The 17,433-nt window shown below is 39.9% G+C and carries 12 protein-coding genes; 9 read left to right on the top strand and 3 right to left on the bottom strand.

Translation table 11 applies throughout. The features are described 5' to 3' along the window. Positions 1-6 precede the first annotated feature (6 nt). From tssK to tssH, 3 genes are read right to left on the bottom strand one after another with little or no spacing between them, the layout of a single operon-like run. Entirely contained in the window at positions 7-1,371 is a 1,365-nt protein-coding gene (tssK, locus tag F896_RS06265) for a type VI secretion system baseplate subunit TssK (protein WP_004805517.1), read from the bottom strand. A gap of 16 nt (positions 1,372-1,387) precedes the next feature. Further along, positions 1,388-2,485, bottom strand: a complete 1,098-nt coding sequence (gene tssA, locus F896_RS06270) for a type VI secretion system protein TssA (protein ID WP_016164338.1) — start codon at positions 2,483-2,485, stop codon at positions 1,388-1,390. A gap of 25 nt (positions 2,486-2,510) precedes the next feature. Continuing rightward, a complete protein-coding gene (gene tssH / locus F896_RS06275; RefSeq protein WP_016164337.1) occupies positions 2,511-5,177 on the bottom strand; it encodes a type VI secretion system ATPase TssH in 2,667 nt (888 codons plus the stop codon). A 374-nt stretch (positions 5,178-5,551) separates the two neighbouring features. Here tssH and F896_RS06280 point away from each other — a divergent pair, with 374 nt between their 5' ends. From F896_RS06280 to tssM, 9 genes are all read left to right on the top strand, one after another. Continuing rightward, positions 5,552-6,259 (top strand): hypothetical protein, encoded by a 708-nt coding sequence (locus tag F896_RS06280; RefSeq protein WP_016164336.1) that lies wholly within the window; start codon positions 5,552-5,554, stop codon positions 6,257-6,259. A gap of 19 nt (positions 6,260-6,278) precedes the next feature. Continuing rightward, positions 6,279-6,782 carry a type VI secretion system contractile sheath small subunit gene (gene tssB, locus F896_RS06285; RefSeq protein ID WP_004654766.1) on the top strand — a complete coding sequence of 168 codons (504 nt, stop codon included), beginning with the start codon at positions 6,279-6,281 and terminating at the stop codon, positions 6,780-6,782. Beyond that, the gene (tssC, locus tag F896_RS06290) at positions 6,775-8,256 is read left to right on the top strand and encodes a type VI secretion system contractile sheath large subunit (RefSeq protein ID WP_004805523.1); all 1,482 of its coding nucleotides are present in this window, start codon (positions 6,775-6,777) and stop codon (positions 8,254-8,256) included. The genes tssB and tssC overlap by 8 nt, the downstream gene beginning before the upstream one ends. A gap of 51 nt (positions 8,257-8,307) precedes the next feature. Continuing rightward, positions 8,308-8,811: an Hcp family type VI secretion system effector gene (locus tag F896_RS06295; protein ID WP_004654761.1), complete on the top strand. Its 504-nt coding sequence runs from the start codon at positions 8,308-8,310 to the stop codon at positions 8,809-8,811. Positions 8,812-8,888: 77 nt separating this feature from the next. Beyond that, entirely contained in the window at positions 8,889-9,365 is a 477-nt protein-coding gene (gene tssE / locus F896_RS06300) for a type VI secretion system baseplate subunit TssE (RefSeq protein ID WP_004654759.1), read from the top strand. Positions 9,366-9,377: 12 nt separating this feature from the next. Beyond that, entirely contained in the window at positions 9,378-11,186 is a 1,809-nt protein-coding gene (tssF, locus tag F896_RS06305) for a type VI secretion system baseplate subunit TssF (protein WP_016164335.1), read from the top strand. Further along, the gene (gene tssG, locus F896_RS06310; protein ID WP_016164334.1) at positions 11,150-12,145 is read left to right on the top strand and encodes a type VI secretion system baseplate subunit TssG; all 996 of its coding nucleotides are present in this window, start codon (positions 11,150-11,152) and stop codon (positions 12,143-12,145) included. Before tssF ends, tssG begins: the two co-directional genes overlap by 37 nt. Further along, positions 12,145-13,569, top strand: coding sequence for a type IV pilus inner membrane component PilO (locus tag F896_RS06315; protein ID WP_016164333.1), 1,425 nt, complete (start codon positions 12,145-12,147; stop codon positions 13,567-13,569). Before tssG ends, F896_RS06315 begins: the two co-directional genes overlap by 1 nt. Positions 13,570-13,597: 28 nt before the next feature. Continuing rightward, positions 13,598-17,419, top strand: a complete 3,822-nt coding sequence (gene tssM, locus F896_RS06320; protein ID WP_016164332.1) for a type VI secretion system membrane subunit TssM — start codon at positions 13,598-13,600, stop codon at positions 17,417-17,419. Positions 17,420-17,433: the final 14 nt, after the last annotated feature.

The raw sequence follows: 17,433 nt of genomic DNA, 5'->3' as shown, positions 1-17,433 counted from the left end.
ATTCTCTTAACTGTTCATTACGGCAATGAGTTCAATACTGATATCTTGGAATCCAGCTGGTACATAGACACAGATAGATTCTGACTCAAGCATACGTTGATACAGTTCGTGATGTGGTTCGATTTCAAAATAGCTCACTCCAGAACGTACTGGAATTGCGGTTGGCACCTGCATTAAATGATGGAGTGGAACCGCAGGAAGTGCGGCGATAACACGTTGTTCTACATCAATTGTGCTACCCACTTTGAAACGTAATGGTACAATTTGAATGAGTTCATGAGTTTGCATCATGCTGCTTGAAACTGCGATATAGAGACGAGTGTCACGGGTAATTTTGTCAGACTCAAGACTACCAACCCAATACGATGGTCGTGTTTCTTTTAAAGCAATGCTGAAATAACGGCTCGAAATAATGGTGTCTAATAAATCTCGTAGGATGAGATCAAGCTGCTGAAAACTGTCTTGTAACTGATGATGTTTATACTGTGGCAAATGATCCACATCATAAGCGGTAGAGAAGGTCAGTAAAGAACCAGTTAAACGTAATAATTCTGAGAATAAACGCTCAGGGTGAATGAGTGGATATTGGAGTAAATGATTCAGTCCTGCATATGCCGTGTTTAAAGCATTGATCAGCCAGAACGAAACAATATCACCTGAACGGAACTCAATTAGTTTCTGTTCATTTTCACGGTTATTACTTTGAATCATCTTAATTTTTGCCTTAATCACGTTCAAGGTACGTTTTAGGTTGTTAATTAAAGATTCTGACGCAGCAATATGTAAAATTGGCGGAATAAACTTATTATCTAATTCAAAATGGCCTGAGCTTTGTCGTTTAATTCTAGCGACAGGAACATATAAGAAACCATCTAAATTTTGGCTCGGCTGAATATGTTGTTCAAGCAGCTTGAATTCGGCACGACGACGTAACAGATTCAGTTCAGCAGGGCTCGCATCGGTAAATAGATCATGGGTTTCAGTCAAATAGTTATGATAGCGACTAGAGACTGAGCGTGTTTCATCCGCGATATTCTTTTTATTGGCTTGTAAGATTGGGAGCGCCAAATAAACCGTCATTTCACCTTGTAGATTAAGATCATCCAGCAATAGTGGCTCTGGCAATAAGTCTTGTGCAGGAGCGTGATAAATCTCGCCGTCTTGCCAAATGATTTCCACTTCTTGGAGTGCCAGAATATGGGTAGAAAGTTGAACCTCGTCAAATTTCAACTTTTGTACGCCATAGGCGTGTGGAATCATCGCCCGAATCGTATGATTCAAACGTTGTTCATGATAGGTATCTTGGATCTGAAAATGCTGAGGACGTAAAAATAAGCCTTCACCCCAAAGAATCTTTTCTGCTTTAAACATATGTATTTACCAACAATTATTCGTATTCATTCTTTGGCTGAACACCAAGGGTGTCCTGTAGCATTTGTAAAGGATGTTCATCCTTAATCACCTGAGTTAACCACTCATGTAATGGCATTTGACTCCATTTAATCGTTTTTTGCAGCATGTAGCTGACAGGGCTATGCGGCTCATTTTGCTGAAAATAAGTCGCAATTTCTTGCAATACACGCATCGCCTGTTCGCGGTTTTCAACATGCGATTGAACTTGCGGCTGAAAAGACAGCTGATTTTGAGGTGCAGCAGATTGAGTCGTCACGTGTTGTACCATCGGTGTTGTCGATGTTTCGATTTCTGTAATGATCGTTTGAGTGCTTTGCTCAAACTGGTCGGTTTTATAAATCTTTTTCAGTGTGATATGAATATTATTTAAGCTGGAGTCGATTGCAGCAAAACTTGGAGAGTCTAAACCAAGCAAGTCATCCAGCACTTGTTTCAGCGTCGCCCATTGTTGCAAGATTTCATTGAAATGTTGGTAATTTTGACGCTGAAAGTTTTTATCGGTATTAGATAAGGCTTGTTCAAACTGCTCTAATTCGGTTGGACTGCTTGAGCCCTCATAATCATCACTTTGTTTACGGCGAATGTTCTCATGATAAAGAAAGTTGTCGTAGTCGAGTAAATGATAATAAGGTGCATGATTGATCAAAGAGACTTTTTTGATCAATAGTGGAAGTTGGTTAATCAAACCCTGTAATAAGCCAATACGTTGATCTAAATCTTCATCTTCAACTTCAGGATGTAGTGTTAACCAATATTGTTCTAATAAGCGATGACTGAGTTCCAGACTTTTGGACACTCCTTCAAAGCCATACAGATTTGCCCAAGCTTCAGACAGCCATGTAAGCAAACGGATATCTTTACTTTTTGATTGGAGTAAATCTATAGACGTGCTGGCGACAAAGTCCCAATCGGCCTGTTTGGGTTCAGTCACCCAATCACCCTGATCAAGCAGTACATCATCTTGGGTCTTTGCTTTTTTAATTGCATGGAACTCATTTGAAAATGAGTAATCTTCACCACATGGTGATTGCTCATTAATTGGCGTTAGTAAAGATAAAATATCCATATGCATCACAAATTTGGCTCAATCTTAAAATTTACACTTCAGCTTTGGTTTTTTTACTCGAACGTTTCTTGGTTACTTTCTCAGCTGGATCTAACTGATAAGTAATTTCATCATCTTTGGTATCAATCACCATCAGTTTCGGTAACTTATGTTCAGCTAAAGCCACTAAAATTTCAGTTGCCAAAGCAGGAAGGACGGTTGAGTTGAGGATGTTATCCACATTTCGTGCGCCACTATCAACTTCAGTACAACGGCTTAACAGCAACTCGATTAAATCATCAGAATACTGAACCTTAGTTGCATACTGCTTTTCAATACGATCAACAATTTTCCCAAGCTTGTGTTTGATAATCCGAACCAATAGCTCATCATGCAGTGGGAAGTAAGGCACGATACGCATACGACCAATAAAGGCTGGTTTAAATTGTTTATATAAACTTGGTTTTAGATGTTCGATTAAGTCTTCGGCATGTGGCCATTCTTCTACAGGTTGATTTAAGCATGCCTGCATAATTGCACTTGAGCCTGTATTTGAGGTCAGGATGATCGTCGTGTTTTTAAAGTCAATCACACGACCTTCACCATCTTCAAGCATTCCCTTGTCGAAGACTTGGTAGAATAATTCTTGAACATCACTATGTGCTTTTTCAATTTCATCTAATAGCACGACACTATAAGGATTGCGACGAACGGCTTCGGTGAGAACACCACCTTGACCATAGCCAACATAGCCAGGAGGGGCACCCTTTAACGATGAAACTGTATGCGCTTCCTGATATTCAGACATATTGATGGTGATGAGATGCTGTTCACCGCCATACAGCTCATTGGCGAGAGCAAGGGCAGTTTCAGTTTTACCCACACCACTTGGGCCAATCAATAGGAATACACCTTGTGGCTTATTAGGATCTTGTAATTTTGCTTTAGAGGTTTTAATGCCTTGTACCAATTGAGTAAGCGCATAATCTTGACCCATGACGCGTTCGCCAAGCTTGTCCTCAAGGCTTAGAATTTGTTTGATTTCATCATTCACCATTTTCCCAACTGGAATACCGGTCCAATCTGAAATGATTTCATTGATGATTTGTGCATTGACACGTTCAAATACTAAAGGTGTTTGACCTTGTAATTGTGCTAAATCCGCTCTTAGTGAAGCAATTTGTGTCTTATTGTCCTGTTCTGTATGTGCATTCAATTGCTGGATTTGTTTAACCAGTGCTAATTCTTGCTGCCATTTAGTTTCAGTGTCTTGAATTTCTTTGTCTAAGTTTGCAAGTTGCTGATTAAGATCATCTAACCGTTCATGATGGATCGGGAACTGTTGATGTTCGTGGGTAATAATTTGATGTTCTAATTTAAGATTATGTTGTTGTGCTTTGAGTTGATCCAGAATCACAGGTTGTGCATTCTGAGTTAAAGCAACACGGGCAGAAGCTGTATCGAGTACACTCACTGCTTTATCTGGGAGTTGGCGACCACTGATATAGCGATGAGAGGCTTGAACTGCGGTAATAATGGCTTGATCTTCAATATGTAAATTGAAGTGACTTTGCATCACCGGAATCATGGCGCGTAACATATCAATCGCCACTTCTTCGCTTGGTTCTTCAACTTTGACCACCTGAAAGCGACGGCTGAGGGCTGCATCTTTTTCAAAGTATTGTTTGTATTCAGCCCAAGTTGTTGCAGCAATGGTTCTTAATTCACCACGTGCTAATGCTGGCTTGAGTAAGTTTGCGGCATCATTTTGTCCAGCTTGCCCACCAGCACCAATCATGGTATGTGCTTCATCAATAAATAAGATGATTGGGTGAGCAGAGGCTTGAACTTCTTGAATCACTTGTTTTAAACGATTTTCAAACTCACCTTTAACGCTTGCACCCGCCTGTAACAGACCCATGTCTAAAACATGCAGTTGTACATTTTTGAGTGCTTCTGGCACTAAGCCATGTGCAATTTTTAAAGCGAGGCCTTCTACAACTGCTGTTTTACCGACTCCAGGCTCACCTGTCAAAATTGGATTGTTTTGACGACGACGCATCAAGATATCGAGCATGAGCCGGATTTCAAACTCACGACCAATAACAGGGTCAATACCCCCTTGCTTCGCTTTTTCAGTCAGATTAATCGTGTATTGATCAAGGGCAGGTGTTTTTGCTGCAGTGACTGTGGATTCAGTATTTGTTATTTGTTCAGCGCTGTTAATGGTGTTTTCTATTTGTGGTTGTTCGCTACTTTTTTCACAAATATCGAGAAACTTATGTTTCATCGTGTCGATTGGAAAACGCTCAAATAAACTTGATGCTCTAAATGCAATTTGTTGTAAATCGGGTGCAGTTAACAATGCAATCAATAAATGACTACTACGTATTAAAGGTGTTTGTTCTGCAGAAGCGAGTAACCACGCTTGTTCAAATAACCGAATGATTGATTTTGCAAAGATGGGTGTACGGGTATTACCTTTAGGCAAAGAAGCAATGGTTTCTTTTAAATCAGTAATTAAGGCATCAGCAGAGATATTATTTTTTTTTAATAAAATGTGTAAATCATTGACTATGTTTTGATTTAATAATTCAACGAATAGATGTTCAATCTCAATTTCATAATTCAATTGGTTAATACAATAGTTTGCAGACTTTTCTAATGCAGTACGAGTAGGAGCTGATAGTTTTGTAATTAAAACTTTTAAGTTACTCATTTATTACTCACAATAATTTTTAAATACCAAGCTCTATTTACTAACTTCTAACTTGGTATGGTTGTTTTTGCTAGAAATATTTTTTGAATAAAATCAAAAACTTAACATAACTCTGCTCGAGTATACAGATTATTCTACAACAAAAAATGTCACTTTTAAACAAAAAATGCACCAGTTTTAAATTTTTTTTTACAGGAATGTCTGTCATGAAAATTTAATAATGTTAATAAACGTAACTAGTATTGACTTTGTATGTGTTTTTTTTGTTAAATTCGCGGAAATGATGTAAATGTACAAAAATTGACGAGTAAGAGGGTTTTTTAACAATAATTGTCAGCTCTTCAATTATAAGTTAAATAATGACGAGGCATATTTTGAAAAAAGGTATTGTAATATCAATTCTTTGTATAACAGCCGGTTTAATCGGTAATTCAGCTTTTGCTGATGATAAAGAAATAAAACCAATTAAGTTAAAAAGTAAATGTCTAAAACAGAACCCGTTGGCAGTAAACCAAACGGATCATGCTTTATTAGATATTTATCAACAAGTTTGTGACAAAGATAATGCTTCGCGTGTAAACGATTTATTGGCTCAAGCAGCGATGCGTATGTATGAATTAAAGCAACCGATGAATGCTTTAAAACTGGCAACGCAGTTACAAGAGCAAAATGTACGCGGTGCTACTTTAACGGATGTTACTTTTTTAGCCAGTGTTCAAATTGCCAATGAAGCATTGCAACATATGCGCTCAAGTGAAATGCGCTATTTGAGTAATGAACTCACTTATCCACCAGCAAAACAGCTCAGTGACAGCATCCGTGTTGCCTTACCTGCTCCAGACACCTCAACGAGCAAGGCGATCACCGATGAGTCAGTAAAAAATGAGATGAGAAATACGTCGACCAATAACACAACTCGACGTACGACGAACAGAAAAGTACGTACAACTCAACCAACACGTAGTACTGTTACTCAAACAGTTGCACCGGTAAAACGTCAAACGGCTGTAACGCCAACAGTGACGAAACAACCAAATACTGCTCAAAAGGCAGGTTCGAATCCATTCGATTCGTTGAAATAATAATCAAGGGTGAAAAGTTATGGCAAAGAGAGAAAGCGTACAGAAGAAACTGCAACGCATACGTCCCCCTCGTGTACAACTGACATATGATGTCGAAGTTGGTGATGGTAAAGAATCAAAAGAACTCCCTTTTGTTGTGGGTGTGATGGGGGATTTCTCCGCTGCATCAGAGCTAGAAAAGACCAAGTTAAAAGACAAAAAATTTATCAATGTTGATTTAGATAATATTGATGAAGTCATGGAATCTTTAGCGCCACGTGCTGCTTTCCAAGTTGAAAATACGTTGACGGAAGAAGGTGGTCGCATGTCGGTTGACCTTACTTTTAACTCGATGGAAGACTTCCGTCCAGAACAAGTGGTTCAACAGGTTGACCCATTGCGTAAGCTGGTTGCAGCACGTGAGCGTTTAACTGATTTACGTAACAAAATTTCAAACAGTGAGCGTTTGGAAGACTTGCTGGATGAAGTGTTGAAAAATACAGATCAGATTCGTCAGTTAAGTGCGGAGGCTGAAAATGAGTAATTTACAAGCAGCCGCTGCAGCGAGTGTTGAAGCTGAATCAGCAAATTTGTTGGATTCAATTGTTGAACAAAGCCGTATTGCCCGTAATGACGATGAGCATGTTCGTGCAAAAAGCTTAATTGGCGAATTGGCTAAAGAAGTCATGGCAGGAACAATTACTGTTTCTGAAAATATGACTTTGTCTATTGATAAGCGTATTGCGGAAATTGATGCCTTAATTTCGAATCAATTGAGCGAGATTATGCATCATGAGCAATTCCAAACAATCGAATCGACGTGGCGCGGCCTTTACTATTTTTGCCAAGAGACACCGTCTAACTCGATGATTAAAATTCGTATGTTGAATACGACGAAAAAAGAGTTAGTGAAAGACTTTCAAGGTGCAACAGACTTCGATCAAAGTACCTTGTTCAAAAAGATTTATGAAGAAGAATATGGCTCATTTGGTGGTGCGCCTTATGCAGCACTGATCGGCGATTTCGAATTTGATCGTACACCGTCAGATATGTATTTATTGGAACAAATTTCTCATGTTGCTGCAGCAGCACACGCGCCATTTGTTTCAGCAGCAAGCCCAAGCATTCTTGGTCTTGAATCATTCACCGATATTGATCGTCCACGTGATGTTTCAAAAATCTTTGAAACAGCTGAATACGTGCAATGGCGTTCTTTCCGTGATAGCGAAGATTCTCGTTATGTCGCATTGACCATGCCACACGTTTTAGGTCGCCTGCCATATCATCCGAAAGAAGGCACTGCAACTGAAGGGTTTAACTTCGTTGAAGATGTTTCTGGTGAAAATCATGATGATTATTTGTGGATGAATGCGGCTTATGCGTTCGGAACACGTTTAACCAATGCCTTTGATATGCATGGTTGGTGTGCTGCGATTCGTGGTGTTGAGGGTGGTGGTTTAGTTGAAGGTTTGCCAGTACACACCTTTAAAACCTCAGATGGTGAAGTGGTATTTAAATGCCCGACCGAAATTGCCATTACAGACCGTCGTGAAAAAGAACTCAGCGACCTTGGCTTTATTCCATTGGTTCACTGCAAAAACACAGATTACGCAGCCTTCTTTGGTGCGCAGTCTGCTCAAAAACCAAAGAAATATGACAGTGATACGGCGAATGCAAACTCTGCACTTTCTAGCCAAATCCAATACATCATGGCGGTATCGCGCATTGCACATTACTTAAAAGCAATGATGCGTGACAAAGTGGGAAGTTTTGCATCTGCAGGCAATGTCGAAGCGTTTTTAAATGAATGGCTCTCGCAATATGTCTTGCTAGATGATGGTGCATCTCAAGAAGCAAAAGCACAATATCCGCTTCGCGAGGCATCTGTAAAAGTTGTAGAAGATCCAGCTCAACCGGGTCACTACAAGTCTGTGGTTTTCTTAAGACCACATTTCCAGCTGGATGAGTTGTCTGTTTCTTTACGACTCGTGACTGAACTACCTCAGTCCTCAAATTAACAATGAGATCAGCTAGATAATAACTTTAAATAAAATAGAGGTAATTTTTAAATGAAAGATATATATGTTGAGTTTCGTGGTAAGTACAAGGTAGACGGAGAATCTCGCGATTCTGAACACAAAGGTTGGCTAGAAGTTAACTCTTGGTCTCATAACATTCGTCAACCTAAATCTGCGACTTCAAGTAGCGTAGGTGGCCATACAGCTGAACGTGTTGAGCACTCAGACATGATCTTCGTTAAAGATTTGGATGCAACTAGTCCTAAACTTTGGGAAGCTTGTTCTGCAGGTTATACATTTGATGAAGTACAGATCGATTACTACCGTGCAAATGGTGATAAGCGTATCAAGTACTTACAAATCAAATTGAAACACGTTCTTGTTTCTAGCGTAACACCGACTGTAAACGAAGAAGGTGTTCCGACAGAAACATTTGGTTTGAAATACGCTGCTGTTGAGTGGACTTATAACCAACAAGACATTAACGGTACTGCGAAAGGTGCTGTTACTAAGAAATGGTCACTTTCTAATAACACAGCTTCATACGCTGCGTAATCAGTATCGTGATTTTCTAATAGAGGTTAATAGTTGCCTATTAGCCTCTATTTTTCCAAGATGCTGTTCTTATAAAAATGAATTTAGATCATCTATATCCTTACGGATTCAGATCAACATTATTTGATCGTTTAGTACCAGAGCAAGAAGATTATTTAAGAGGGATGTCGATTCAGCAGTTACGAGAGTCAGTTGCTCGTGATTTGGAAGACTTGTTGAATAGTCGGATCGCACAATTTGATCGAGATATGGATGAATTTCCACTGGCAAAAAAATCAATTTTGCAGTTTGGAATTATCGATTTCGTAGGCTTGTCGACGGCCAATCCATTGGATCGAGATAAAATTTGTCAATCGATTGAGCAGTCCATTGCAGCGCATGAGCCGAGATTGCGGCAGATCAAAGTTGAGATGTTATTAGATGGGCATAATATGGGATCGCTGTGTTTAAGTATTCAGGCTTACTTAAATATCCACCCACTCTATGAACCTGTTTTTTTCGATGCTTTACTCAAACCAACAACACAACAATATGTTATTTCTGCCAGAACTTAGTGTGAGCGAACAGTGATAGAGCAACTTTTACCGTATTATGAAAAACAACTACAAGTATTCGGTCAACAATCTCGAGAGTTCGCGCAGAAATATCCGAAGATTGCGCAACGTCTATCGCTCAACCAAGAACAGATTGATGACCCACATATTGAACGCTTAATTCAAGCCTTTTCACTGATTGCTGCACGTATTGATAAAAAGTTAGCCGATAGCTATGAGCTGTTTACCCATTCTTTATTTGAGGTCATGTTCCCTCAATATTTACGTCATTTCCCAGCCTGTACTGTAGTCAGTTTTGAAGATACTAATAAACTTAAACAATTAACTTCAGCTCATTTGATTCCACAAAAAACAGCGTTGAAGTCACGCAGTTTTAAAGGCGTGCAATGCGAATTTAATACCAGTAATGAGGTTCGATTATTACCGATCGCATTGACGCATTTGGAGTTTCAAACTTCGCCTAGCACGCATATGCATTTGAATCAAAATGCGACCTTGAGTTTGAAATTTGAAATCTTTAATGATGCTCAACAATGGATTTTAGATGAAAAATTGCCCATCTATTTAGATGCAATTTCAAATTTTCCACTGCAAGTTTTGGATAGTATTTTTCGTAAAGATACGGGTTTTGCAATTCGGGTAGGGCAGCGGGTATTAGAGATTGCCAATCCCTTTGAGGTAATGGGCTTTAGTGAGCAAGAAAGTTTATTGCCGGTTGATCAGCATACCCATCATGCCTATCGTTTATTGATGGAATATTTTTGCTTTCCTGAGAAGTTTAATTACTTAAATTTGGATTTGAGTGTCTTCAAGGGATTATTACAGCAGCAGAACAGCTTTGAAATTTTGATTCATCTCAAACTCAATTTGAATGATCAAGCGGTGGTCCGTAACTATTCCGAGCTCAATATAGCTAACTTTAAATTATTTACCACACCGGCAATTAATCTGTTTGAAAAGCAGGCTGAACCGCAAAAAATCTCACATACGCAACTACAATATCCATTGGTCACGGATGCGCATCATCCTGAGTTGTATCAAGTCTATTCTATCCTTGAGATGAATATGGTGCGTGAAAAGACCAATCAGGAGCAAACGCATCTCCCTGTATTGCCATTTTTTGCAATGAGTCATTATCACAATGATAAGGTGCAGTTTTTCTATTCTTTAAGTTATCTACCTTCACAGACGAAAATAATGCAAATGGGGTATTCGATTGTTTCCAAACATTTGAAACCTTATGAAATCAAATCAGATTTTATTAGTACACGTTTGCTGTGTTCTAATGGTGATTTGCCACATGAAGCATTAAGTCAGAGCAATAATATTCTAAATTTAAATGACAGTAGTTTGGCAAGACGTGCCTTGATTTTAAAGCGTCCGACATCGCCTTATCATTTTGATAAAAACAGCAACGAGCAATGGCGCATTATTTCACATCTTTCGCTGAATACCTTGGCATTAATGAAAGGGGATGCGCTGAGTCATGTGAAGGAACTTTTGGCTTTATATAACTTACCGCATTCCAAAGAAAATATTTTATTGATTGATGCTTTGAAACAGCTCAACTTTACAACTACAAATAAATTGATGAATGCAAAACCTTTTCCGATGTTCATTCGTGGGGTTAAGGCTGAGCTCTCGGTGAATAAGAGCGTTTTCCGTGGACATAGTCTCTATATTTTTAGCCAGTTATTAAGCCATATTTTTAATTTAAAGGTTCAAATTAATAGTTTTGTTGATGTGGTCGTCAAAGACAGTCTTAACCAGCAGGAGATATACCAATGCGTACAGAACGTTGGTGGCAAGACTCTTCTGTAGTCGACCAAGTTTTTAAAAAGCCTGGTTCATTTGAATTTATTCAATCGACCCGTTTGTTACGTCATTTGCCTGAAACTATTCCTAAACAGGATTGGTCAGATGATTTTAAATTTGGCACCTCATTTAGTTTAAGTTTCCCTGCGACTGAGATTGAAGAACTCAGTTATCAAGATCAGCGTGTCCATTTAACCAATCTAGTGGTAGGACTCACAGGAACACAAGGGGCGCTGCCTTATACCTATACCAATAAATTAAAACAAAGTAGCCGACAGCAGCGACTCGAGATAAAAGCGTTTTTAGGTCTGTTCAATCATAAGCTGACAGCCAAATATGTCGATGCCAGCTTGGCCTATAACTTGGCGGTACGTTATGAGATTGAACAAGACAATCATTATCTGGACATTCTGCATGCCTTAAATGGCTATATTCGCGCTCAGCATGAACAACAAGATCTAGATGAGTATTTTGCCGAATTTTCTGGTTTGATGCAGGGGCAAAACAATACCGCGCATGCGTTAAAAACAGTATTGTCATGTGTTTTTAATCAACAGGTTCAAATCCAAGAATTTGTGAAAGAAACCTTTCATCTGGCTGATGAGCAGAAGACTAGTCTAGGTGGCAGCAATCCAAGCCTACTTGGTGTGAATACCTTTTGTGGCGATACGGTTCAGCAAATTGATGGCAAAATCGAGATTCAAATCGGACCATTATCTCGAGAACAGTATTTAGCTTTCCTGCCTGATCAGCCTTTAAATAAAAAGTTAAAACACCTGATCCAGACATGGTGCAGCCCAACACTGTTTATTGACGTACGTTTGATTTTGGACAAACGTGAAATCAATCCAATCTGTTTAGATTCTGGGCATCAAGTTGGTCTGGGCCAAGGGGCATTTTTAATGCCATCCGAACAATTACAACATAACACGGAAACACGTTATGCACTTTTAGGAGCCGCATAATGGTGAAGAAAATTTTAGCCACACTCATCAGTTGCTTTATCTTGGTCGGCTTGGTGGTGGTTTATTATTGGCGTGATATTCAATATCAACCAGAATCTGCCGATTTAATTAATTATTTCCTGATCTTGCCAGTTGTGATTACCTTGGTGTTACTGTCACCTTGGCTGATCTATAAGGCTTATCAACATCATAAAGAAAAAAAGCAACAAGCTTTGCAGGCCGAACAAAACGCCGAGCAGAACTCAACCGAGTCGCAGCCGATTGTGTTGCAGAGTAAGTGGTTAAAATTGAATCTGTATGCGGCGGGTGCATATAGTGCGCTAGGTGAAAATGATTCGATTCTGGATGGAATCAAGCAGTTTACCAGTCCTCAGTTAGATCAGGATCTGGTGAATTTTCATGGAATACCCATTCTTTCTTATCGCATTGCAGACTTAGACCAACAGGTACAAAGCGAAGATGATGAGGAATTACAGTTCTTGTCAGTTCGACAGCAACGCATCATGGCGCTGATCCATCAACAAATTGAACAGCACACGGAACTTTTGGCTTCGATTTCAGACCACTTAAAGCGGTCTAGTTTGTTTTATGAAAGCCAAAATCTGCATGAATACCGTATGCACCCTGCATGGATTGATCCAAGCTTTTCGGGCGATGAAGCGAATGAATCCATTCAGGTGGAGCAGGTCTATCGTTTGGATAAATTAAATCTGCACATTTTATTGTCTGAAGATGTGGTGCATACCTGGAATGACCTGAGTAGCAATGAAAGTATTCAGGCCATTTTTTACGATCTTGGCATCATTCCACAAAAATTCCATATCGAATATCACTACCTCAGTACAGCATCGACTGAACAACATTTGCTGGAGTTGCTTGAGCGGATTCAAAACCAAACCCATGAAATTTCATTGATCATTGCGGCAGATTCAGAAATTGATCAAGAAATTATTGACGAAAAATCTTGGGGAGCAAGTGCTTATATCCCTGCGGAATTTGTGAGCAGTAGTTGTCTGGCAAATCCTGCGGTGCAGCTAGAACAGTTACAACCTGAAAAGTCCTTTAAGTTGGTCAGTAATCAAAACAATATCGATCAAATTTTTAAAGAGCTGGGGATTGATGATTTACCTCAGTATCAGGCTGAAGAACCTTTTGTATTGGTGGTTGAGGATGGTGCTGATGTCAAGGTGGCCAAAAAACTGGAACAATTTTTTAAGCAAAGTCCAGTCGAGGCACACCATTATTTGTACTGCAAACCTATTTTTGGACACACCCAAAACGTGGCAAAACTTTTTGGATTAATGTTGGGGGCACATTTTTCTGAGTCACAGGTTGCCTTTGTTTATGGACAAAATTTACAAGCATTTATCCAAGCTGTTCCTGATATCTCGCAAGATCAGGAAAGTGTAGCAATTGCTGATTAATTAACTTTATTAAGAATTCGAGAACTCAATGTATATCATTTTAGGTTATCTGTGGCAGTACATCACGAATCCTAAAGCTATTATTGCTTTATCCTTATTCGTGGCACTGATTTCTTCATACTCGTCTATTCCTCGGCATATCTTTTGGGCATTGGCAGCGACCTATGCATTGGGTTTAATCATCTATGGTATCTATTGGCTGATTCAAAGAAAACGCCATGCTGAACAAGGTGAAGAACTGGCCAATGCGATCGAGCAAGACAGCCAAGCTGAATATGGTCAACACAAAGACAAAGCCGAGTTACAGTTAATTCAGCAGCAGATGAAAGAATCAATTCAATTGATTCGTAAATCTAAATTGGGTGATAAAAAGGGCAATGCCGCATTGTACGAATTGCCTTGGTATATGGTGATTGGTAATCCGGCTGCGGGTAAAAGTTCTGCGATCTATAATTCTGGTTTGAAGTTTCCCTTTGAAGAAACACATCAGAAAATGGTTTCAGCGGGTTTAAGTGGAACACGGAACTGTGACTGGTTCTTTTCTACAGAAGGGATTTTACTGGATACCGCGGGACGTTATTCGGTTTATTCCGAAGATCATTCTGAATGGTTGGGCTTTTTAAATATTTTAAAGAAAAACCGTTCTAAAGCTCCTGTCAATGGTTTAGTCCTGATTGTCAGTATCGCCGAATTGATCAGCCAGAGTCCTGAGAACTCAATAAAATTAGCCAAAAATCTGCGCGCTCGAATTCAAGACTTAACTGAAAAACTTGAGGTCGTGGTTCCTGTTTATTTGGTCTTTTCTAAAATGGACTTGATTGCAGGCTTTACTGAGTTTTTTGATTGCTATGAGTCGCAAGAATATAATCAGGCGTGGGGTGCAACCTTACCTTATGAGCAGAACTCGTCTCAGAATGCAGTGGAATTATTCGAAAAACATTACAGCATTCTTTATGACGGTTTAAAGAGTGTCAGTACCACGCATTTAAGTCGTCGCCATTCACAAAATATTTCGCCGAGTGTCATGACTTTCCCACTGGAATTTAAAACACTTAAACCTGCGCTAAAAAGTTTTGTCGGCACATTATTTGAAGATAATCCATACCAGTTCCAACCGATTTTCCGTGGTTTCTATTTTACCAGTGCCTTACAAGAAGGGGTGATTGAAAGCCCAATGACGGAGAACATTGCTCAAGAGTTTCAACTACAGCAAGTTCAGGGCAATGGCCAAGACAGTGGAAACGCTTCGCTTGCACCAAACCATGGTTATTTCTTACAAGGTCTATTCTCTAATGTGATTTTACGAGACAAAGATCTGGTGAAACAGCACATCAATCCTGCAAAAAAACGTCAGCGCTATATTGGTTTTATTGCGGCATTGGTTGGGGTTTCTTTGGTCTTAGGCGTTTGGGTCTGGTCATATCGCAATAACCAGCAATTGATTGCAGATGTGCAAGCTGACTTAGATAAAGTGGTGCACCTAGAAAAAACCTCTGGGCAGCAATTATCGACTCAACTTGAAGCATTATTGATTTTGCAAGAACGCTTGCAACAGCTTGATGAGTTTGATGAGTTTGATGAGCATCGTCCGCTTAAATTCAGCTTTGGTCTCTATCAAGGTAATCAATTACGCGAGAGCTTAAAAGCCGAGTATTTGAAAGGAATCAAGCAAATTGTTCTGACCCCAACACAGCAAAATATTGCGCAATATTTACAGCGTGTTAAAAATAACGAGGCGACTTTAAAAGCCAATCACGTCAATGTCGAAATCAAGCAAGTTGCGAAAACACAGCAGTATTTAGAGCCTTCGGATAGCAATCCACAAGATGCTTATAACGCATTAAAAGCTTATTTGATGATGAGTAACCATGAATATATGGATACCAGTCATTTAAGTGACCAAGTGTCTCGTTTCTGGCGCTCTTGGCTGGATGCCAATCGTGGACAAATGCCGCGTGGTGAGATGATTCAGGATGCAGAGAAGATCCTCTCGTATGCCATGACTTTGGCCAATCAAGACGGCTTCCCTGTACTTGAAACCGATGCACAAGTGGTTGATCAAACCCGTCAGGTTTTATTGTCAGTGATTCGTGGTATGCCAGCACGTGACCGTGTCTATAACGAGATTAAGATGCGTGCAGCGGTACGCTTCCCAGCAGTCACGGTTGGGCAAATTGTGGGTGAACAAAACCGTGCCATTGTTTTGGGTAGCTATGCATTACCGGGCGTGTTTACGCAAAAGGCATGGGATGAGTATGTTGAAAAGGCGATTGATGAAGCTGCGAATAAGCCAACAGACAGCAAAGATTGGGTATTGAATAGTCGTCAATCGGATGATTTAACCTTCTCTGGTAGCCCAGAACAAATCCGCAAACAATTGGTCACGCTGTATAAGCAAGAATATGTGATGGAATGGAAAAAATTCCTGAACGGCATTTATTATGCCAAAAACGATCAATTCGCTCAGCAAGTGAAAAGTATTGATGTTTTAGGTGAACCACAAAATTCACCAATTCGCACCTTATTACAACGTATTGCAATTGAAACCAACTGGGATAATCCAATCGTACAGGCTGAACTGGCTGTTCCGGAAAAAGGCTTTGTTGCTTGGTTCAAACGTAAAGTCTTGAATAATTCAGATGACAAAGCAGCAGCTCAGGCGGTGAATAAAGCACAAGGTGCAATTTCGCAAGAATATCAAATGTTCTATCAGTTGGTACGTAAGCGTGATGATTTGCAAGATAAGTCATTATTCGATGAGTACATGAATAATCTTGCCCAAGTGCGTAGTAAGTTCAATGATCTGAAAACAGCAGGTGAGATTGGTCCAAGTGCAATGGCTTTAGTGAAACAGACCATCAATGATCAAACTTCAGTCTTTAATACCACACAGAAATATGTGGATGAGAAGATGATGGTGGGGCTGAAAGACACCGATCAACAGGTATTACAAAAATTGTTGATGACGCCACTGACACAATCTTTTGCCAGCTTGATTGTGCCGACTCAAGATGAGTTGAACAAATTGTGGGGTATCCAAGCGTATCAACCATTTAAAACCAATTTGAGCCAGAAATATCCATTTAACTCCGGTGTAACCTTACAAGCCACCAGTAATGAAATTGGTCAAATCTTTGGTGAGACGGGTAGCATTGCACGCTTTGTAAAAGAAGCATTAGATCCATTTGTGATCCGCCGTGGTTATGTCTTGACCTCGAAAACATGGAAAGACTTAGGGATTAGCCTAAATCCACAATTTGTCATGGCATTTCAGCAATATGTCGCACCGATCAATGGCATGGCGACAGGCAGCCTAGATCAACCTGCTGCTGCACCTGTATCTAATCAATCGAACTTCCAGTTCTACCCATTACCGAATCCACAATACCTGTCGTATACCATTGATATTGATGGTCAACGTATGGTGTTTGAAAACGGAATCCAGCAATGGGTGAACTTCGTATGGCCGAACCAAGGTGCAATTCCAGGCGCACGTATTACCGCAGTGGATTTGGAAGGTAAAACCCATACGATTTTTGAAGAGCCTGGTGAATATGGGATTAACCGTTTGATCGATGCGGCGCAGCGTAAAGAGCAAAATGGTAGTTTTGAAATGACATGGACCAGCAAAACTGAACCATCTTTAACACTGAAAGTAAACTTCCGACTCATTAGTGGCAATAGCTCTGGCAGTATTGGTTCTAGCCGTGGTTATGCAGGCTTACAACTGGTGGATAAAGTAGTGACAGAAAAAGCGGTACGTGTGGTCTCTGCGCAAGCGACACCTGCAGCAGCTGTCGCACCAAAGCCACAAACCACAGCGCCTGCCCAGTCAGGAGTAACGCCGTAATGTTAGGGATGATC

Origin of the sequence: Acinetobacter genomosp. 15BJ, assembly GCF_000400715.1 — a bacterium.
Taxonomy (GTDB): Bacteria; Pseudomonadota; Gammaproteobacteria; order Pseudomonadales; family Moraxellaceae; genus Acinetobacter.
This window is presented reverse-complemented; position numbering and strand designations above follow the sequence as displayed.